Raw genomic sequence first — 21,579 nt, forward strand, 5'->3', positions numbered from 1 at the left:
ACCCGGTGCCCACGGGGTCGGACGACAGTCGATGTTCGATTATCCCGGTCGGACCGACAGCAAACGAAGCGCCCAGGTCAGAGCCCCCCACCGGTGATCTCGTCGGCCGCGGCGAGCACGGATCGGACCAGTTCGGCGAACCCGTCGGCACCCAGCGCGGGCAGGACGCCGGGGATGAGGGTGTTCAACACCACAGGCACGAGCGCCTCCGCGGTCAGCGCCCCGCCCGTCGCGGTGGCCGTCGCGGCCAGCTTCTGCGCGAACTCCCCGAAGGTGACGTCCCGGCCCTCGTGGCTGAGCGCCACCGCGTCGGGGGCGGCCTCGGCGGCGGCGGCGACCAGATCCGGCAGGTCCGCCACCGTCCGCGGCTTGCGCGGCGCGGCCAGCCGGGCCCGTTCGGCCTCGGTGAGGATGTCGATCGCCCGCAACCGGATCTGCGGATCCGACGTCACCGCCTCGAGGATGCGGGTGAACCGCTCGGCGAACAGCTCGACCGTCTCCCGGTCGAACAGCGCGGTCGCGTAGGTGAAGATCACCTCGAGGCCGCCGAGGCCGCCGCCGGGCGCGAACTGCTCGACGAAGGTGCACTGCAGGTCGAACTTCGCCTGGTGGGTGCCCGCCTCGAGCGGGGTGACCGCCATTCCGGGCAGTTCCAGCGTGCCGGTCTCGATGTTCTGGAACGTGAGCATCACCTGGAACAGCGGCGTGTACGAGCTCGACCGCCTGCGGCCGACGGCGTCGACGAGCCGCTCGAACGGCACGTCGGCGTTGCCGAACGCCGCGAGGTCCTTCTCCTTCGCCTGGGCGAGCAGATCGGCGAAGGTGTCCCCGCCGGCCACGCGGGTGCGCAGCACCAGCGTGTTGACGAACATGCCCACCAGGTCGTCGAGCACTTCCTCGGCGCGGCCGGCGGTCGGAGTTCCGACCGCGACGTCCTCGGCGGACGCCAGACGCGACAGGAGCACCGCGAGGGCGGCGTGCACGACCATGAACACCGTCGCGTTGTGCTCGCGGGCGGTCTTCTCGATGCGCTGCGCGAGCGCCTCCCCGATGGTGAACGTCACCGAGTCGCCCTCGGTGGACTGCCGCGCCGGCCGCGGCCGATCCGTCGGCAGCGCGAGCAGCTCGGGACTGCCGGTCAGCTCGTCGGTCCAGTACCCGAGCTGGCGGGACAGCTCGCTGTCGGGGTCGTCCGGGCTGCCGAGCACCCGCTGCTGCCACAGCGTGTAGTCGGCGTACTGGACCGGCAGCTCCGCCCAGCCGGGCATCTGCGCCTCGGCGCGGGCGGCGTAGGCGACCATCACGTCGCGCACGAGGGGCCGCATCGAGTAGCCGTCGGCGCTGATGTGGTGCGCCACCAGAGCGAGCACGTGCTCGTCGTCGGCGACGCGGAACAACCGTGCCCGCACCGGCGGGGTCGGTGCCGTCACGTCGAAGCCCGCACCGAGGACGTCGGTGAGCCGGTCGACGATCTCGTTCTCCGACACCGGCACCGGGGCCAGGTCCGGCAGCGCCTGCGCCGTCGGGAGCACCACCTGGACCGGGCCGTCCTCCGTGTCCGGGTACACCGTGCGCAGCACCTCGTGCCGGGCGATCACGTCGGCGACCGCCGAGCGCAGGGCCTCGGTGTCGAGGGAGCCGCGCAGCCGCACCGCGACGGGGATGTTGTAGACCCCGGACCCGGGATCCACCTGGTTGAGGGTCCACATCCGTTGCTGCGCGAGCGACAGCGGAATCCGGTCGGGCCTCGGCTGCGGTACCAGCGGTGGCCGGGCACCGCGGCCGACGGACGGCTGGATCCGGCCGGCCAGCGCCGCGACGGTCGACGCCTCGAACACGGTCCGCACCGACACCCGGGTGTCGAGCGCGACACCGAGCCGGGAGGCCAGCTGCGTCGCGAGCAGGGAGTTGCCGCCGAGTTCGAAGAAGTCGTCGTCGAGGCCGGCGCGTTCGATGCCGAGAACCTCGGCGAGGATCCGGGCGACGATCTCCTCCACCGGGGTGGTGGGGGCCCGGAACTGCCCGGTCTCGAACTCCGGCTCGGGCAGCGCCCGGCGGTCGAGCTTGCCGTTGGTGTTCAGCGGGAGCGCCTCGAGGACGACGAACGCCGACGGCACCATGTACGACGGAAGGGCCTGCGCCAGTGCCGTCTTCGTCTCGGCCGCATCGAATCCGGCAGCGTCCGCTCCGGCAGCGTCGGCTCCGACGGCCGGGACCACGTAGGCCACCAGCCGGTCGCCGACGTGCGGGTCGGTGCGCACGAGGACGGCGACGTCGCGCACCCCGTCGCGGGCGCGCAGCACCGATTCGATCTCCCCGAGTTCGATGCGGTAGCCGCGCACCTTGACCTGGAAGTCGGCGCGGTCGCGGTAGACCAGCTCGCCGTCACGGTTCCAGTGCACGATGTCGCCGGTGCGGTACATCCGGCCGCCGCCGAACGGGTCGGCGACGAACCGGTCGGCGGTCAGGTCGGGACGACCGTGGTAGCCGCGCGCCAGCTGCGCGCCGGCCAGGTACAGCTCGCCGGCCACCCCGATCGGCACCGGGCGCAGGCGCGCGTCGAGCACGTACACGCGGCTGTTCCACTCGGGCACACCGATCGGCACGACCGTGGTGTCGGCGTCGCTCGTCTCGTGCACGGTGACGGACACCGCGGCCTCGGTCGGCCCGTACAGGTTGAACAGGGCCGCCGCGTTGTCCGCCCGGAACTGCCGCGCGGTGGCCGCCGGCAGCGCCTCGCCGATGGCGAGCACGCGCCGCAGCGACGACGCGACCTCCCCACCCGCGGCGGTCGTGAGCATCGACAGCATCGACGGCACCACATGCAGAGTGGTGACGCGCTCGTCGCGCAGCAACCGCAGCAGGTAGTCGGGATCGCGGTGCCCGTCGGCGGTCGCGATCACCAGACGCGAGCCGGAGGTGAGCGCCGACCAGAACTCCCACACCGACAGGTCGAACGTGGCGACGGTCTTGAGCAGCACCGCGTCGTCCGGTCCGAGATCGAACGCGTCCCGCTTCCAGACCATCTGGTTGACCACGGCGGCGTGCGGAACCGCCACACCCTTGGGCCGGCCGGTCGATCCGGACGTGAAGATCACGTACGCGGTGTTCGCCGCACGCAGCGGCGCGCGACGTTCGGCCGCGGTCACCGGCGCGTCCGGCAGACCGGAGAGGTCCACGCGGTCGAGTTCGACGACCGGCACGCCGGGCACGTCGATCCGATCCGCCGCGACCGTGACCACGCACGTGGGCGCCGCGGTGTCGAGGATGTAGGCGTTGCGCTCGGCCGGCTGGTCCGGGTCGAGGGGCACGTACGCACCGCCGGCCTTGGCGATCGCGTACATGCCGACGACGAGTTCCGGCGAACGCCGCACGATCAGCGCGACCCGGTCCTCCGGCCCCACGCCCTGGGCGATCAGGTGCCGGGCGAGACGGTTGACGCGGGCGTCGAACTCGCCGTACGTGACGGCGGCACCCTCGTACACCAGTGCGACCGCGCCGGGGTCCCGGCGTACCTGCTCGTCGAACAGGTCGACGAGCGTTGCGGCCGCGCCGGTCTCGTGGGCGGTGTCGTTCCACGCCGCCAGGACGTCGTGCTCTTCGCGCGCGAGGAGCACGGGGTGCTCGCCCACCGGCACGTCCGGCGCCTGCACCAGTGCACGGAGCAACTGCCGGAAACGCTCGGCCACAGCACGCGCGGTGCACTCGTCGAACAGGTCGGTGGCGAAGGTCAGGATCGCGTCCATCCCGGCCGGGGCGCCCTGCTCGTCGTACCGGTCGCTGACGATCAGGTGCAGGTCGAACTGCGACGTGCCGCCCTCGAGGTCGATCGGGGCGACGGTCAGGCCCGCCAGTTCCAGTTCGGTGCGCTGCTGGTTCTGGAACGAGAAGCCCACCTGGAACAGCGGGTGCCGCGCGGTGGAGCGGGCCGGGTTGAGCACCTCCACGAGCCGCTCGAAGGGCACGTCCGCGTGTGCGAACGCCTGCAGGTCGGTTTCCCGTGCCGCCCCGAGCAGTTCGTCGAACGACCGGTTTCCGTCGACGGAGAGGCGGAAGACCAGCGTGTTGACGAACATGCCGATCAGGTTCTCGACGGCGGCCTCGCCGCGGCCCGCGATGGGCGTGCCCACCGCGATGTCGTCGGATCCGGACAGGCGCGCGAGCAGTGCCGCGAACGCGGCATGCATCGCCATGAACACGGTCGCGTTGCGGGCGCGCGCGAGGTCGCGCAACGCGGCGTGCACGTCCGCGTCCACGACGAACTCGACCCGGTCGCCGCGGAACGACTGCTGCACGGGCCGCGGCCGGTCCGTGGGCAGGTCCAGCTGATCCGGCAGATCGGCCAGCGCGGTCCGCCAGTGGTCGAGCTGGCGGGCGGCGAGCGACTCGGGATCGTCCTCGGATCCGAGCAGCTCCCGCTGCCACAGCGCGTAGTCCGCGTACTGCAGCTCGAGCGGTGCCCACGCCGGCTCGGTGCCGGCGGAACGGGCGGCGTACGCGGTCATCACGTCGCGCACCATCGGCACCATCGACGAGCCGTCCGCGGCGATGTGATGCACCACGGTGACCAGGACGTACTCGGTGGGTGCGAGACGCAGCAGCGCGATCCGCAGCGGGATCTCGCGGGTGACGTCGAAGCCGGTCGAGGCGAGTTCGCGCAGGCGCGGTTCCAGCTCGGCCGCCGGGACGTCGATCGGGTCGAGGTCGACCGGGACCGCGGTGGCGGGCCGGATATCCTGTACCGGACCGGAATTCGTCTCCGGGTACACGGTCCGCAGGGTCTCGTGGCGGGCCACCAGGTCGGCGACGGCGGCGCGCAGCGCGTCGACGTCGAGGTCGCCGGTCAGGCGCAGGGCCATCGGGATGTTGTACGCCGTCGACTCGGGGTCGAAGCGGTTGAGGAACCACATGCGCTGCTGCGCCGGCGACAGTGGGATGCGTTCGGGACGCGTGCGCGCGGTCAGCGGCACCCGGGCGCCGCCGGTGGCGTCCTGCTCGACCCGCGCCGCGAGCGCGGCGACGGTCGAGGCCTCGAACAGCGTCCGCACCGGGACCTGCGTGTCGAGCGCCGCCCCGAGCCGTGACACGACCTGCGTCGCGATCAGCGAGTTGCCGCCGAGCTCGAAGAAGTCGTCGTCCGCGCCCACCCGCTCGACGCCGAGCACCTCGGCGAACGTGCCCGCGACGATCTCCTCGACCGGCGTCGACGGCGCCCGGAAGACCCGGGTCTCGAACACCGGTTCCGGCAGCGCCCGGCGGTCGAGCTTGCCGTTGACGGTCAACGGGATCGCGTCGATCACCACGAACGCCGACGGCACCATGTACTCCGGCACCAGCGCACCCGCCCCGGCGCGCAGTTCCTCGACGTCGACGGTCGCGCCGTCGGCGGGCACCACGTACGCGACGATGCGCGCCGCGCCGGGGGCGTCCTCGCGCACGATCACCGCGGCCTGCCCGACCGTCGGCTGGGCCAGCACGGCCGACTCGACCTCGCCGAGCTCGATCCGGAAGCCGCGGATCTTGACCTGGTCGTCCGCGCGGCCGAGGTACTCGAGGTCCCCCGAGACCGCCCAGCGCGCGACATCGCCGGTGCGATACAGCAATCCACCGTCGGCGGAGAACGGGTCGGCCACGAACCGGGCCGCGGACAGGTCCGGGCGGCCCAGGTAGCCGCGGGCCAGCTGGCCGCCGCCGACGTACATCTCACCGGCCACGCCCACCGGAACCGGGTTGAGGCGGGTGTCGAGGACGTAGACCCGCAGGCCCGCGATCGGCACGCCCACGATGCTCGCGGAACCGGCCTCGGCCAGCTCCGCACCGATCTCCCGGTACGACACGTGCACCGTGGTCTCGGTGATGCCGTACATGTTCACCAGCCGCGGGGAGGTGTCCCCGTGCCGGGTGAACCAGCCCGCCAGCCGGCGCGGCTCGAGGGCCTCACCGCCGAAGATCACGTACCGCAGAGCGAGGTCGCCCTCCGTGCCACCGGCCGTGCGGTCGGCCTCGGCGAGCTGGTAGAACGCCGACGGTGTCTGATTGAGCACCGTCACCCGTTCGCGCACGAGCAACTCGCGGAACGCCTCGGGCGAGCGCGAGGTGAACCAGTCCACGACCACCAGGGTGCCGCCGTACAGCAGGGGGCCCCACAGTTCCCACACCGAGAAGTCGAACGCGTACGAGTGGAACATCGTCCACACATCCGACGGGCCGAACCCGTAGACCGACTCGGTGTTCACCATGAGCCGCACCACGTTCCGGTGCGGGATCAGCACGCCCTTCGGCCGGCCCGTGGACCCCGAAGTGTAGATGACGTACGCGAGGTTCGCGGCGCCCAGCGGCGCGGTGCGCTCCTCGTCGCGGATCGGCGCGTCGTCCGTCCCCGAGAGGTCGACGGTGTCGAGCTCGACCACCGGCACCGCGGTGGGCACCTCGATCCCGGTGCCGGAGGCGGTGAGCACCGCGGCCGGTGCGGCGTCGGTGAGCATGAACTCGATCCGGTCGGCCGGGTAGTTCGGGTCCACCGGCAGATACCCGCCGCCGGCCTCGAGCACCGCGACGAGGGCGACCACCAGATCCGGCGACCGCGGCAGCGCGACCGCCACGAGCGACTCGGGGCCCACGCCCACCGAGATCAGATGCCGGGCCAGTCGCCGCGCCCGGGACGCGAACTCCGCGTAGGTCAGTGCCTCGTCGCCGAACCGCACCGCGGTGTCGCCGGGTGCGGCGGCGACCCGCGCCTCGAACATGTCCACCAGCGTCACGTCCGCCGGGGCGACGTCGTCGCCGAGCGAGTTCCACCGGGAGACCACGAGTTCACGTTCGAACTCGTCGACGATCTCGATGTCGCCGACCGCCACCGACGGATCCGCCGCCACGGCCCGCAGGATCCGCAGCAGCTGCTCGGCGAAGGCGGCGACGCGCAGCTCGTCGAACAGGTCGGTGGCGTAGGTGACGGCGGCGGCGATGCCGGCCGCCGAACCGTCCTCGGCCACCTGCTCCGAGAAGGTGAACTGCAGGTCGAATTTCGCCGTGGGCGGGTCGTAGTCGAGAGCCTCGAGCGCGAGACCGTCGAGTTCGAACTCGGCCTGTCCGATGTTCTGGAAGGTCAGCACCACCTGGAACAGCGGGTGCCGGGCCTGGGAGCGCTCCGGGTCGAGGATCTCCACCAGCCGTTCGAACGGCACGTCCGCGTGGGCGAACGCGTCGAGGTCGCTCTCGCGCACCGCGCTGAGCAGTTCCGCGAAGGACTGCCCGCCCTGCACGTCCGTGCGCAGGACGAGGGTGTTGACGAACATGCCGACCAGGTCGTCGAGGGCGGCCTCGCCGCGGCCGGCGACCGGGGTGCCGATCGCGATGTCCTCGGTGGCGGACAACCGGGCCAGCAGCACCGCGAGCGCCGCGTGCACGACCATGAACAGCGACGTGTTCTTCTCGTGCGCAAGGTTCTGCAGACGGTCGTGGAGCGCCTCGTCGACGTGGAAGCGGCTGGTGCGGCCGTGTCCGGAGGCCCGCTCGGGACGGGCCCGATCGGACGGCAGGTCCAGCTGGTCGGGCAGCCCGGCGAGCGTGCGCTTCCAGAATTGCACCTGTTCGGCGGCCACGGATCCCGGCTCGTCCTCGGAGCCGAGCACGTCGCGCTGCCACAGGGCGTAGTCCGCGTACTGGATCTCGAGCGGTGCCCAGCCGGGCAGCTCGCCGCGGGTGCGGGCCGCGTAGGCGACCATCACGTCGCGGGCGAGCGGACGCAGGGAGAACCCGTCCGTGGCGATGTGATGGGCGACGAACAGCAGCACGTGCTCGGTTCGGCTCAGCTCGAAGACCACCGCACGGAAGGGCACCTCGGTGGTGACGTCGAACCCGCGCGTGACGAGTTCGCGGGCACGGTCCGGCAGAGCCTGCGCGTCGATCTGCTCGACCTCGAGCCGCACCGGGGATTCCGGCAGGATCTGCTGGTAGCCGGTGCCGTCCACGTCGGGGTAGATGGTGCGCAGCACCTCGTGGCGCTCGGTCAGGTCCCGGATCGCCCCGCGCAGGGCGGGCACGTCGAGGGCGCCGGTGAAACGCACGCCGATCGGGACGTTGTTCACCGCCGACCCGGGGTCGAATCGGTTGAGGAACCACATGCGCTGCTGCGCCGGCGACAGTGGGATGCGCTCGGGCCGCTCGTACGGGGCCAGCGGGGTGCGGCGACCCGCGCCGGCCTCCTGCTCGGCCCGCACCGCGAGAGCCTCGACGGTCGGGGCGTCGAACAGTGCCCGCACCGGGATCGACGCGTCGAGCGCGTCGCTGAGGCGGGCCGCGACCTGCGTCGCGACGAGGGAGTTGCCGCCGAGATCGAAGAAGTCGTCGTCGCGGCCGACCCGCGGCACACCCAGTACCTGGGCGAAGACGCCCGCGACGATCTCCTCGACCGGGGTCCGCGGCGCGGTGAAGGTGCGTGCTTCGAAGGTCGGGGCCGGCAGAGCGCGCCGGTCGATCTTGCCGCTGGCGTTCAGCGGGAACGCCTCCAGGGCGACGAAGGCCGACGGCACCATGTAGGACGGCAGCGTGGTGGCCAGCGCGTCCTTCGCCCGGGCGGGGTCGAACGCGACGCCCGGCTCGGGAACGACGTAGCCGACCAGTTGCGATCCGAAGCGCGGGTCCTCGCGCACCACGGCGACGGCCTGGCGCACCTCGTCGAGGGCGGTCAGCTGCGACTCGACCTCGCCGAGTTCGATACGCAGGCCGCGCAACTTGACCTGCAGGTCCGTGCGGCCCAGGTAGTCGAGCTCGCCCGCGGCGGTCCACCGCACCAGGTCGCCGGTGCGGTACATCCGCTCGCCGCTGGACCAGGGGTCGGCGACGAATCGCTCGGCCGTCAGATCCGGGCGGCCGTGATAGCCCCGCGCCAGCTGGGGACCGGTGAGGTAGAGCTCGCCGGCGACGCCGAGCGGCACGGGGTGCAGCCGTTCGTCGAGCACGAGCGCGCCGGTGTTCCAGACCGGGGTACCGATCGGAACCGTTGCGGTGTCGCCGGGTCCGGCCGTCCGGTGGACGGTCTGGATCGTCGTCTCGGTCGGGCCGTACAGGTTGTGGACGGGTGCATCGCTCAGTGCGTGCAGCCGGGCGACGGTGTCGGCCGGGAGGCTCTCGCCGCCGCAGAAGACCTGGGTCAGGGACGCGGCGGTCGCCCGGTCGAGGTGTTCGAGCACGGCGTCGAGGACGGCGGGCACGAACTGGGCCAGGGTGACGGCGTGCCGGGCGATCGCTGCCGCCATCGCGGCGGGGTCGCGGTGCAGGTCGGGTGCGCCGACCACGATCCGGGCGCCCACGAGCGGCGGCAGGAAGATCTCCCAGACCGAGGCGTCGAAGGTGGCGGGGGTCTTGAGCAGCAGGACGTCGCCGGCGCCCGGGCCGAACTGGTCCTGCATCCACAGCAGTTGGTGGACCACGGCGGCGTGCGGCACGGCCACGCCCTTCGGCCGGCCGGTGGAACCGGACGTGTAGAGCACGTACGCGAGATGATCCGGGCGCAGCGGCGCGAGCCGGTCGGCGTCGGTCAGGGGCGCATCGCCGTACGGGGTGGTGTCGGCCTCGTCGAGCGCCACGATCGGCACCGCGTCGGCACCCGGCAGGCGCTCACGTCCGGTACGGGTGAGAACCATTACGGGCGAGGCGGATTCGAGGACATACGCGATCCGGTCGGCCGGCTGGTCCGGGTCGAGCGGGACGTAGGCGGCCCCCGCAGCCAGGACGGCGTGGATCGCCACGAGCATCTCCGTGGAGCGGCTCGCGGCCACCGCGACGACGGTGTCCGGTCCCGCGCCGTGCGCGACGAGATACCGCGCCAGGGCGTTGACACGGGAGCCGAACCCGCGGTACGTCCACGTCGACTCGGCCGACTCCACAGCCACGGCGTCGGGCGTGCAGGCCGCCTGCCGGGCGAGGAGATCGACCAGGGTGGCGTCGGAATCGAGCGCTCGACGGGGGCCGTGCGAAAGCTGCTCGACCGCACCGAGTTCCGCCCCCGGCAGCATCGGCAGGTCGCCGACCGGCACGTCGGGTCGTTCGGTCACCAGCCGTAGCAGACGGACGAACCGGTCGCCCACGGCGGCGATCGTCGAGGCGTCGAACAGGTCGGTGGCGTAGGAGATCTCGACGGCGAGAGCACCCGCGTCGGTGCCGGCCGCCTGACCCTCGAGGATCGTGACCATGAGGTCGAACTTCGCCACGCCGCCGTCGAGCGGCAGTTGCGCCACCGACAGTCCCGGTAGTTCCAGGGCCACGTCGCCGATGTTCTGGAACGCCAGCATGACCTGGAACAACGGGGTCCGGGCCTGAGTGCGTTCCGGCGCGAGCACGTCCACCAGGCGCTCGAACGGCACCTCGGCGTGCGCGAACGCCCCGAGGTCGACTTCGCGCACCCGGGCGAGCAGTTCGGCGAAGGTGTCGGCAGTGTCCACCTCGGTGCGCAGCACCAGGGTGTTGACGAACATGCCGATCAGGTTGTCGAGCGAGCGTTCCCCCCGGCCGGCCACCGGGGTGCCGACGGCGATGTCCCGGGAGGTGCCGAGACGGGCCAGCAGCAGCGCCAGGGCGGCGTGAACCACCATGAACACCGTCGCGCGCTGTTCGCCGGCGAGCCGGCCGAGCGCAGCGTGCAGCGACTCGTCGAGTGTGAGCCTGTGTGTCGCACCACGATTCGTCGCCACCGCGGGCCGTGGACGGTCGGTCGGCAGGTCGAGGCCGTCCGGCAGGCCGTCGAGCGTCTGCTTCCAGTATTCGAGCTGACGGGTGACGAGCGAGTCCGGATCGTCCTCGGAGCCGAGCACGTCGCGCTGCCACAGGGTGTAGTCGGCGTACTGGATCTCGAGCGGCTCCCAGGCGGGTTCGTTGCCGAGCGACCGGGCCGCGTAGGCGACCATGATGTCGCGGGTGAGGGGACCCATCGAGAAGCCGTCGCCGGCGATGTGGTGCATGACCGCGACGAGCACGTGCTCCTCGGGGCTCAGGCACAGCAACCGCACGACGATCGGGACGTCGGTGGACACGTCGAAGTGCGTGGCCGCCAGCGTCCGCAGTTCGTCGGGCAGCTGCGCCGGGTCGATGCGCACGGCCTCGAGCGGGACGCGGGCCTCGGAGGGCGCGAGCACCTTCTGGTAGCCGTACCCGTCGAGGTCGGGGTAGACGGTGCGCAGGGATTCGTGGCGGGCGAGGACGTCGCACACCGCTTCCTCGAGCGCCGGGACGTCGAGCCGGCCGGACATGCGGACGGCCACGGGAATGTTGTTCGCCGTCGAATCGGGATCGAACCGGTTGAGGAACCACATGCGCTGCTGGGCGAGCGACAGCGGCACCCGCTCGGGCCGGGGTTGCGGAACCAGCGGGGCACGTCGCGCCGGACCGTCGTGACCGTCGATCCGGGCGGCCAACGCCTCGACGGTCGAATTCTCGAACAGCACCCGCAGCGGCACCGACGCGTCGAGCGCCGCCCCGATCCGCGAGACCACCTGCGTGGCGATCAGCGAGTTGCCGCCGAGCGCGAAGAAGTCGTCGTCGAGACCGACCCGCTCGAGACCGAGCACCTCGGCGAACACACTCGCCACGATCTCCTCCACCGGAGTCGTCGCGGCACGAAACGCCTTGACCTCGAACACCGGCTCCGGCAACGCCTTCCGGTCCAGCTTGCCCGACGCGTTCAGCGGCAACTCCGCGAGCACCACGAACGCCGACGGCACCATGTACGACGGCAGCACGTGCCCCACCGCCGACCGGGCCTCGTCCTCGTCGAACACGGCACCGGCGGTCGTGACCACGTACGCCACCAGCTGCTCGGCGCGGACCAGCACGACCGCCTGCGCCACCGCAGGAACCTCCAGCAGCGCCGCCTCGATCTCGCCGAGTTCGATGCGCAGACCACGCAGCTTGACCTGGAAGTCCGTGCGGCCCAGGTACTCGAGCTCCCCACCGGCGGTCCACGTCACCAGATCACCGGTGCGGTACAACCGCTCCCCCGCCGCCCCGAACGGGTTCGCCACGAACCGATCCGCGGTCAGATCCGACCGGCCGACGTACCCGCGCGCGAGCTGCACACCCGCCAGATACAACTCACCCGGCACCCCCACCGGCACCGGATGCAACCGCCCGTCGAGCACGAACACACCCGTGTTCCACACCGGCGCACCGATCGGCACCGACACCACATCCGCGTCGGTCACCTCGTGGAACGTCACATCCACCGCGGCCTCGGTCGGCCCGTACAGGTTGTGCACAACCACCGCCGGCAGCACCGACCGCACCCGGGCGGCGACCGCGGCGGCGAGGGCCTCACCGGACGCGAACACGTACCGCAGCGACGAGATCCCGCCGACCGCGGACTCGGCGACGAACACGGCGAGCATCGACGGCACGAAGTGCGCGACGGTCACCGACTCGGCGCGCATGACCGCCGCGAGATACCCCGGGTCGCGGTGCCCGTCCGGGGCCGCGACCACCAACCGCGCCCCCACCTGCAACGGCCAGAAGAACTCCCACACCGACACATCGAACGTGAACGGCGTCTTCTGCAACACCACATCCGCGCCGGTCAGCCCGTACCGCCCCTGCATCCACACCAGACGATTGACGATCGCCGCATGCGAGACCGCCACCCCCTTCGGCCGCCCCGTCGACCCCGACGTGAAGATCACATACGCCGTGTTCGACCCCCGCAACGGCGCCCGCCGCTCCGCATCGGACACCGGCGCACCCGAGTACCCCGACACATCCAACTCGTCGAGCACCAGAGTGCGGACAGAGCTCTCCCCCGGCACCACGAACCCGTCCCGCGTCGTGGTCAACACCACCACCGGCGCCGCCACCTCGAGGATGTACCCGTTGCGCTCGGCCGGCTGATCCGGATCCAGCGGCACATACCCGCCCCCGGCCTCCACCACCGCATACATCCCCACCAGCAGATCGATCGACCGGCGCATCGCCAACCCCACCAGCGACTCCGGCCCCACCCCCACCGACACCAGATGCCGCGCCAACCGCCGCACCCGCCCGGCGAACTCCCCGTACGTCAGCGACACACCGTCGAACGTCACCGCCGGCGCCTGCGGCGACCGCCGCACCTGCTCCTCGAACAACCCCACCAACGTCACCGCCGGCACCGCATGCCCCGTGTCGTTCCACACCTCGAGCACCCGCGACCGCTCCCCCGGCTCGAGGATCTCCAGATCCCCCACCGCCACCGACGGATCGGCCACCACCTCCTCGAGCACCCGCACGAACCGCGCCGCGAACCCCGCCACCGTCGACGCATCGAACAGATCCGTCGCATAGGTGATCTCGGCGACGAGCCCGTCGGCTCCGCCGTCGTCGTCCGTGGACTCGGACAGCGTCAGCTGCAGGTCGAACTTGGCCACCGAGGTGTCGATGGCTTGTGTCTCCAGGACGAGCCGGGGCAGCTCCACGTGGGTCGACCCGAGATTCTGGAAGGCCAGCATGACCTGGAACAGCGGGTGCCGCGCCGTCGACCGGGCGGGATTGAGCACCTCCACCAGCCGCTCGAACGGCACGTCCGCGTGCGCGAACGCACCGAGCGCGGCCTCCCGGGCGCGGGCGAGCTGCTCGGTGAACGGCTGGTCCGGGTCCACCTGGGTCCGCAGCACCAGGGTGTTGACGAACATGCCGACCACGTTGTCGAGTTCCTGCTCGCCGCGACCGGCCACCGGGGTGCCGACGGCGATGTCGTCGGTCCCCGACAACCGCGCCAGCAGCACCGACAGCGCCGCGTGCACCACCATGAACAGCGTGGTGCCGTGCCGGCGCGCGACGTCGTCGAGCGCGGAATGGACCTCGGCGGACACGACGAACCGCTCGGTGCCGCCGCGGAACGACTGCCGTGCCGGCCGCGGCCGGTCCGACGGCAGGTCGAGCTGGTCGGGCAGCCCGGCGAGGGTGGTGCGCCAGTAGGCGAGCTGGTCGGCGATCAGCGACTCCGGGTCGCTCTCGGAGCCGAGAAGTTCGTGCTGCCACAGTGTGTAGTCCGCGTACTGCACCGGCAGCGGCGGCCACGCGGGACGCTCCCACTCGATGCGCGCGGCGTAGGCGGCCATGACGTCGCGTGCGACCGGTCCCATCGACCAGCCGTCGGCGGAGATGTGGTGCATGACGATCGCCAGCACGTGCTCGGTCGGGTCGATCTCGAACAGGTGGGCCCGCACGGGCACCTCGCGGGTCACGTCGAACCCGGTGGACGCGAGCGCCGAGATCTCCTGCTGCAGGTTCTCTTCCGTGATCGACGTCGGCGTCAGGTTGGGCACCGCCGTGGCAGCGTCCGTGACGACCTGCATCGGCCCGTCGGGCCCCTCGGGGTAGACGGTTCGGAGCGACTCGTGCCGGTCGATGACGTCCATGATGGCGACCTGCAGCGCGGTGATGTCGAGTTCACCGGACAGTCGCAGCGCGAAGGGCAGGTTGTAGGTGGCCGATTCGGGCTCGAACCGGTTCAGGAACCACATGCGCTGTTGGGCCAGGGACAGCGGGATCCGGTCGGGGCGCGGCTGGGCCACGAGCGGGATGCGGCGGCCGGCGCCGGCACGGTGTTCGACCCGCGCGGCCAGCGCGACGACGGTCGACGCCTCGAACAGCAGACGCACGGGCACCTGGGTGTCGAGGGCCGCACCGAGCCTGGACACGAGCTGGGTCGCGACGAGCGAGTTGCCACCGAGCTCGAAGAAGTCGTCGTCCAGCCCGACCCGGTCGATGCCGAGGACGCTCTCGAATGTGCCCGCGACGATCTCCTCGATCGGCGTGGTGGGGGCGCGGAAGGCCCGCGCCTCGAACACCGGCTCGGGCAGTGCCTTGCGGTCCACCTTGCCGTTCGGGGTGAGGGGGACGGCGTCGAGGACGACGCAGACCGAGGGAACCATGTAGGACGGCAGGAATCCGGCGACGTACCCGGTGAGCTCCTCGCTGTCGAGTCCCGCCTCGCCGTGGACGTAGGTGACCAGAGTGGTCTGCCCCGAGGGCATTTCGTGCCCGATCGTGGTGGCGAAGTCGACGGCGGGGTGCGAGAGGTAGGCGGCGTCGATCTCCCCCAGTTCGATACGGTAGCCGCGGACCTTGACCTGGAAGTCGGTCCGCCCGGCGTACACCAGCCGGCCCTCGTCGTCCCACCGTACGACGTCGCCGGTGCGGTACATGCGCTCGCCCGGCGCGCCGAACGGGGAGGCGACGAAACGGTCCGCCGTCAGTGCGGGCCGCCGGTGGTAGCCACGCGCGAGCGCGTCCCCGGTCAGGTACAGCTCCCCGGACACGCCGACCGGAACGGGGTGCAGCCGCGCGTCGAGCACGAGGGCACCGACCCCGGCCACGGGGGTGCCGATGGTGATGGGCTCGCCCGGGTGCAGTTCGCCGCGGGTGGTGACGATCGTGGTTTCGGTCGGGCCGTACGCGTTGAAGTAGCGGCGGCCGGGCGACCAGCGGGCGACCAGATCGGCGGTGGAGACGTCGCCGCCGACGTTGAGGACGCGCAGCGTGTCGAGATCGCGGGGGTCGACCGATCCGAGCACGGCGGGGGTGATGACGGCATGGGTCACCCCGTACGTCTCGATCAGGTCGTGCAGTTCGGTGCCACCCAGCACGTTCGCGGGTGTCACGACGAGTTCGGCGCCGGAGGAGCCGGCCATCAGCCACTCGAGCACCGACGGGTCGAAGCTGGGCGCGCACACGTGCAACACCCGTGACCGCTCGGTGACGCCGTACAGTTCGACGCTCTCCTGCACGAGCGCGGCGAGCCCGTGGTGGGTCACGGCGACGCCCTTCGGCAGGCCCGTCGACCCCGAGGTGTAGATCATGTACGCGACGTGGTCGAGGCGCAGCGGCGCGAGCCGGTCGGCGTCGCCGAGCGGCGCGGCCGAGGCCCGTTCGATCGCCGCGCGGGTCTCGTCGGCGTCGAGGGCGTTCCAGTCGAAATCCGCCGGCAGCTCCGGCAGGTGCGCGGCGGTGGTCAGACCGAGGACGGCGCCGGAGTCCCGGACGATGTGCCGGATGCGTTCGACCGGGTGGGCGGGATCGATCGGCACGTACGCGGCGCCGGTCTTGGCGACGGCCCACACGCAGTGCACCATCTCCGCGGAGCGCGGGAAGGCCAGGGCCACAATCGTCTCGGGTCCGACACCGCTGTCGACGAGGACGCGGGCGAGGCGGTTGGACCACTCGTCGAGCTCCCGGTACGTCAGGGCCGACTCGCCGCATCGGACGGCGATCGTATCGGGCGCGAGATCCACTCCAGCCGTGAGCAGTTCGACGAGCGGTCGCTCCGCACGATGGAGTTCGGGGCCGCGGACCGAGACGAGCCGGGCCTCCTCCTCGGGCGCGAGGAGGTCGATGTCACCGACGGGCGTGGCCGCATCGGCGACGATCGCTTCGAGGATCCGCACGAAACGCTGCCCGAAGACGTCGACGGTGTCGGTGTCGAACAGGTCGGTCGCGTACTCGAACACGGCATTGACGCCGGCCGGGCGCCCCTCGTCGTCGGTCCGCTCGACGAGCCACAGCTGCAGGTCGAACTTCGCGATCGGCACGTCGAACTCGGCCGCGGTGGCGCGCACCCCGGAGAACGAAATGTCGCGCGTTCCAGGAGATTCCACCGCCAGCGCAGCCTGGAACAACGGGTGCCGAGCCGTGGACCGGGGCGGCTTGAGGACCTCCACGAGCCGCTCGAACGGGACGTCCGCATTGGAGAAGGCGCTCAGATCGGAGTCGCGGACCCGGTCGAGGAGTTCCTCGAAGCGCGCACCCGGATCGACCCGGGTACGCAGCACCAGCGTGTTGACGAACATGCCGATCAGGTCGTCGAGCAGACGATCACCACGGCCGGCGACGACACTGCCGACGGCGATGTCGTCGGATCCGCTCAGTCTCGACAGGAGGACGGCGTACGCGGAGTGCATCACCATGAACAGCGACGCGTGGTGCGAGCGGGCGACCTCGACGAGACCACGGTGGGTCTCGGCCGAGATCACGAACCGGCGCTTGTCGCCGCGGTAGGTGGCGACCGCCGGGCGGGGACGATCCGCGGGCAGGTCGAGCTGATCCGGGATGCCGTCGAGTTCCCGAGTCCAGTAGGCGATCTGCTGCGCGGAGATCGAGTTCGGGTCGGATTCGAGACCGAGCACGTCGCGCTGCCACAGCGCGTAGTCGGCGTACTGCACCGGGAGCGCGGACCAGCCGGGTTCGGAGCCGGCCGCCCGCGCCGCGTATGCGGCAACGATGTCGCGCACGAGCGGCTCGAAGGACGACCCGTCGGCGGCGATGTGGTGCAACACCATCGCCAGGACGAACTCGTCGTCCGCCAGCCGGTACAGCGCGATCCGGAACGGCACGTCGACGGCGACGTCGAACCCGCGCTGTGCCAGGGCCACGACCCGGTCGTGCAGCTCGGACGCGGTGATGTCGAGCACGGGGACCCGGCTGTCGACGTGTTCGACCGGCAGGATCACCTGTTGCGGTTCCCCGTCGACGGCCGGGTAGACGGTCCGCAGCGTCTCGTGCCGGGAGACGACGTCGCCGAAGGCGGCGTCGAGGGCGGCCGGATCGAGCGGACCGGTCAGCCGCACCGTGAAGGGCAGGTTGTAGGCGGCGGTGCCGGCGTCGAATCGGTTGAGAAACCAGATCCGCTGCTGCGCCGTCGAGAGGGGCAGCACGTCCGGCCGCGGGCCCGCGACGAGCGGCCGGCGGGCACCCGATCCGGACTGTCGTGCCACCCGGGCCGCGAGGCCCACGACGGTGGACGACTCGAACAGCACCCGCACCGGAACCTGGGTGTCCATGGCGGAGCCGATCCGGGACACGAGCTGGGTGGCGACGAGCGAGTTGCCGCCGAGTTCGAAGAAATCGTCGTCGAGGCCGACCTCGGCGACTCCCAGGACCTCGGAGAACGTCTCGGCCACGACCCGTTCGGCGGCGGTGCGCGGCGCCCGGAATATGCGGGCGCTGTTGAACACCGGCTCGGGCAGGGCCTTGCGGTCGAGCTTGCCGCTGGTGTTGAGCGGGAACGCGTCGAGCACCATCAGCGACGCCGGAACCATGTACGACGGCAGCGCCCGGCCCAGCGCCTCGGTCAGCGCCTCGGTGTCGATCGCGTGGCCGGGGGCGGCGACGAGGTAGCCGACGAGCTGGTCGCCGGTCGCCGTCGGCACCACGAGCACGACGGCCTGCGAGACCTCCGGGGCGGCGAGCAGGACCGCCTCGATCTCGCCCAGCTCGATGCGCTGACCCCGGAACTTGACCTGGAAGTCGGTCCGGCCGATGTAGTCGAGGTATCCGGCACCGTCCGCGCCGAGGCACCACAACACGAGGTCGCCGGTGCGGTACATCCGGTCGCCCGGGGCACCGAACGGATCGGCGAGGAACCGGTCGGCGGTGAGGTCGGGGCGGCGCAGGTAGCCGCGCGCGAGCTGGACCCCGGCGAGGTACAGTTCGCCGGGCCTGCCGGGCGGCACGGGCCGCAGCCGGTGGTCGAGGACGTAGACGCGGCTGTTCCACTGGGGGACGCCGATCGGGACGGTGGTCACGTCCTCGGCCGTGGCGCGATGGTAGGTGATCGAGACCGCGGCCTCGGTGGGTCCGTAGAGGTTGTGCAGCTGCGCGGGGCACAGCTGGGCGAACGCGGCCGCCGTCTCGGCCGGCAGCGCCTCACCGATCACGAACACGTGACGCAGCGTGTCGCACGAGCCGGGCCGGGCATTGGCGACGAACACCGTGAGCATCGACGGCACGAAGTCGGTGACGGTGACCCCGTGTTCGGCGATCCGGTCGGCCACGTACATCGGGTCGCGGTGGCCGTCGGGGGTGGCGATCACCAGGGTCGCCCCCACACGCAGTGGCATGAAGAAGCCCCACAGCGACACGTCGAACGTCGTCGCGGTCTTCTGCAGGTACACGTCGGACGCCGACAGCGCGTACTGGTCGTTCATCCACCGGATCTGGTTGTCGATCGCCCGGTGCGTGACCGCGACACCCTTGGGACGCCCGGTGGAGCCCGAGGTGAAGATGACGTAGGCGGTGCTGTCGAGGCGTACCGGCCCGAGCCGGTCGGCGTCGGTGAGCGGGCGCGTGTCCAGTCCGGTGAGATCGATGCGGTCGATCTCGACCACATCGAGGCCGGCGGGCAGATCCACCCGGTCACGCGCGGTCGTGACCACGCAGACGGGCCGGGCGGTGTCGAGAATGTAGGCGGTCCGGTCCGCGGGGTGATCCGGGTCGATCGGCACCCAGGCGCCGCCGGCCTCGAGGATCGCGTACATGCCGACGAGCAGTTCGAGCGAACGCCGCACCGACAGTCCGACCAGGGACTCCGGTCCGACGCCGCGCGCGACGAGCAGCCGCGCGAGCGCGTTCACGCGGGCGTCGAATTCCGCGTACGTCAGGCTTTCGCCCTCGTACACGAGGGCCGTGGCGTCGGGTGTGCGTGCCACCTGCTCCTCGAACTCCGCGAGCAGCGTGCGGTGGTCGACGGGGTGCTCGGTGCGATTCCACTCGGTGAGCACCCGGGCGGTCTCGGCGCCGGTTCCGAGGGGCAGGTCCCATACCCGCCGATCGGGATCGGCCGCGACGAATCGGTCGAAGAACTCCACGAACCGGGCGTGGTGCGCCCGGGACTCCTGCACGCCGTACAGGTTGGGGTTGGACTCGAAGTCGATGTGGGTGCGCGTGCCACCGCTCTTGTAGACGTTGACCCCGAGGTCCTCGATGAGACCGGTGGACAGGATGTTGATCCGTCCGACCATGTCGCCGAGGCGGACCTCGTTGTCGAACAGCATGATGTTGACCCACGGGCCGAAGAACGTGGAGCGGCCGCCGGCCGCACTCCCGGCGTCGCGGACGATGTCCTCGTGGCGGTACCGCTGGTGCCGCAGCGCTCCCGAGACGGCGGCGGTGGCCGACGCGACGAGCTGTCGCACGGTGGTGCCGGCGGCCACCTCGAGGCGCAACGGCACCACGTTGGAGACCATGCTGCCGGACCGGCGCAGTACCGCGGTGGTCCGCGCGGCGACGGGCAGGCTGAGCACGACGTCGGTGCGGCCGGTCATCTGGGCCATGTAGGCGGCGAAGGCGGCGATCACCGCGGTGGCGAGGCTGGTGTTCTCGCGTTCGGTGAAATGGTCGACGAGCTCCTCGACGCGGGCGCCGAGCGCGGCGCTGTCGATCCGGCTGACGGGGGCCGGCGGTGCGGGGCGGCCGGCCAGGCTGGTGGGTTCGTCGATGCCGTCGACGATCGTCGACCAGTACTCGCGGTCGGTGTCGAACCGCGGTGAGTTCCGGTACGCGATCTCGGCCTCGTACACGGTGCGCACGTCCGACGCCTTGTTGGGGCTGGGTTCGGCGCCCTCCACGGCGGCGGTGTAGAGCTCCGCGATCCGGGTCATGAAGGTCGCGGCGCCGAAACCGTCGAGCGCGAGGTGGTGGACGCGGTTGTACCAGAAGTAGCGGCGCTCGCCGATCTGCAGGACGGTGGCCGAGATCAGCCGGTCCTTGAGCACGTCGACCGGGGTGCTGCGGTCGGCGCGCATCCACTCCATCGCGGCCTCGCGCGGATCGTCCGCGTCCCGCAGGTCCACGTATCCGATGGAGGCGTCGAGGGTCGGATCGACGAGCTGGTACGGCTGCGCGTCGACCTCGAGGAACCGGAGGAAACCGGAGCCCATCTCGAGCGCGGCACGCGCGCTGGCCTCGAGCAGGAGGCCACGGTCGAGGTCGCCGACGAGCTCGACGTACTGGGCGATGTTCGCGGGCACCGACGGGTCGACGTGTTGCGCGAACCACATCCCGAGCTGTGCCGGAGAGAGGGGGAAGGCACCGTCCGGCACGTTCGCCGCGTTCGTGTTCGTCGCACCCGATCCGCCGACACCCAGCGAGTCCAAACCCCAACCTCTCTCTCACCGTCGGACGCAGGCCCGACCGTCGCGCCCGGTGACCCGGGCGAGCACCGTGCTCAGGTATATCTGCTGTTCAGGGGAGGAGCGTTACACGGCGGACAACGGCGCGAACGCCGCGAGACCCGCCGGGACAACGATCACCCCGCCTGTCGGCGCGGAGCTGCCCGAGCAGGTTACTCGCCGGTCGCCTTCCGGCCGCCTGACTTGCGCACCGGACCAATCTACAGGGTCGGTAAGGTCGGCTTCATCTTTGCCGCCGCGGTGTCGGAGCGGTCACCAGAGCACGGCGATGACGACGTTGAGGACACCGAGCGCACCGGCCGCGTGTGCCAGGGCTGCGGTCGAGCCCGGGTTCTGCCGCTCCTTCTTCAGACCGACGATCGCGAGTACGAGGATGACGACGGCGACGACGAGCTTGACACCGATCTTCATGTGGTTCAGGTCGGCGCCGTCCGCCTCGTTGAGCCCGACCAGCGCGAGTCCGGTCACCACCTGCAGGATCGCGCCGTGCAGCATGCCGGCCACCACGCGCGGTTCCTTGATCACGGCGAGCCAGGAGCCGATGATGCCGGCGAGGCCGATGAAGTGCAGGATGAGGAAGATGTCGATGGCGAGCGTCATGCGGCCATCGGACCACCCGAACAGGACAAATGTCCAGTCAGGTGATCCT

2 protein-coding genes are annotated in these 21,579 nt (G+C 71.4%); both read right to left on the bottom strand.

Translation table 11 applies throughout. The features are described from left to right. Positions 1-77 precede the first annotated feature (77 nt). Complete coding sequence (locus F1734_RS19185) at positions 78-20,894, bottom strand: non-ribosomal peptide synthase/polyketide synthase (RefSeq protein ID WP_203010928.1); 20,817 nt, start codon at positions 20,892-20,894, stop codon at positions 78-80. Positions 20,895-21,182: 288 nt separating this feature from the next. After that, entirely contained in the window at positions 21,183-21,530 is a 348-nt protein-coding gene (locus tag F1734_RS19190; RefSeq protein ID WP_017682323.1) for a hypothetical protein, read from the bottom strand. Between the last annotated feature and the right edge of the window lie 49 nt (positions 21,531-21,579).

This window comes from Rhodococcus ruber, assembly GCF_016804345.1.
Classification (GTDB): domain Bacteria; phylum Actinomycetota; class Actinomycetes; order Mycobacteriales; family Mycobacteriaceae; genus Rhodococcus; species Rhodococcus ruber.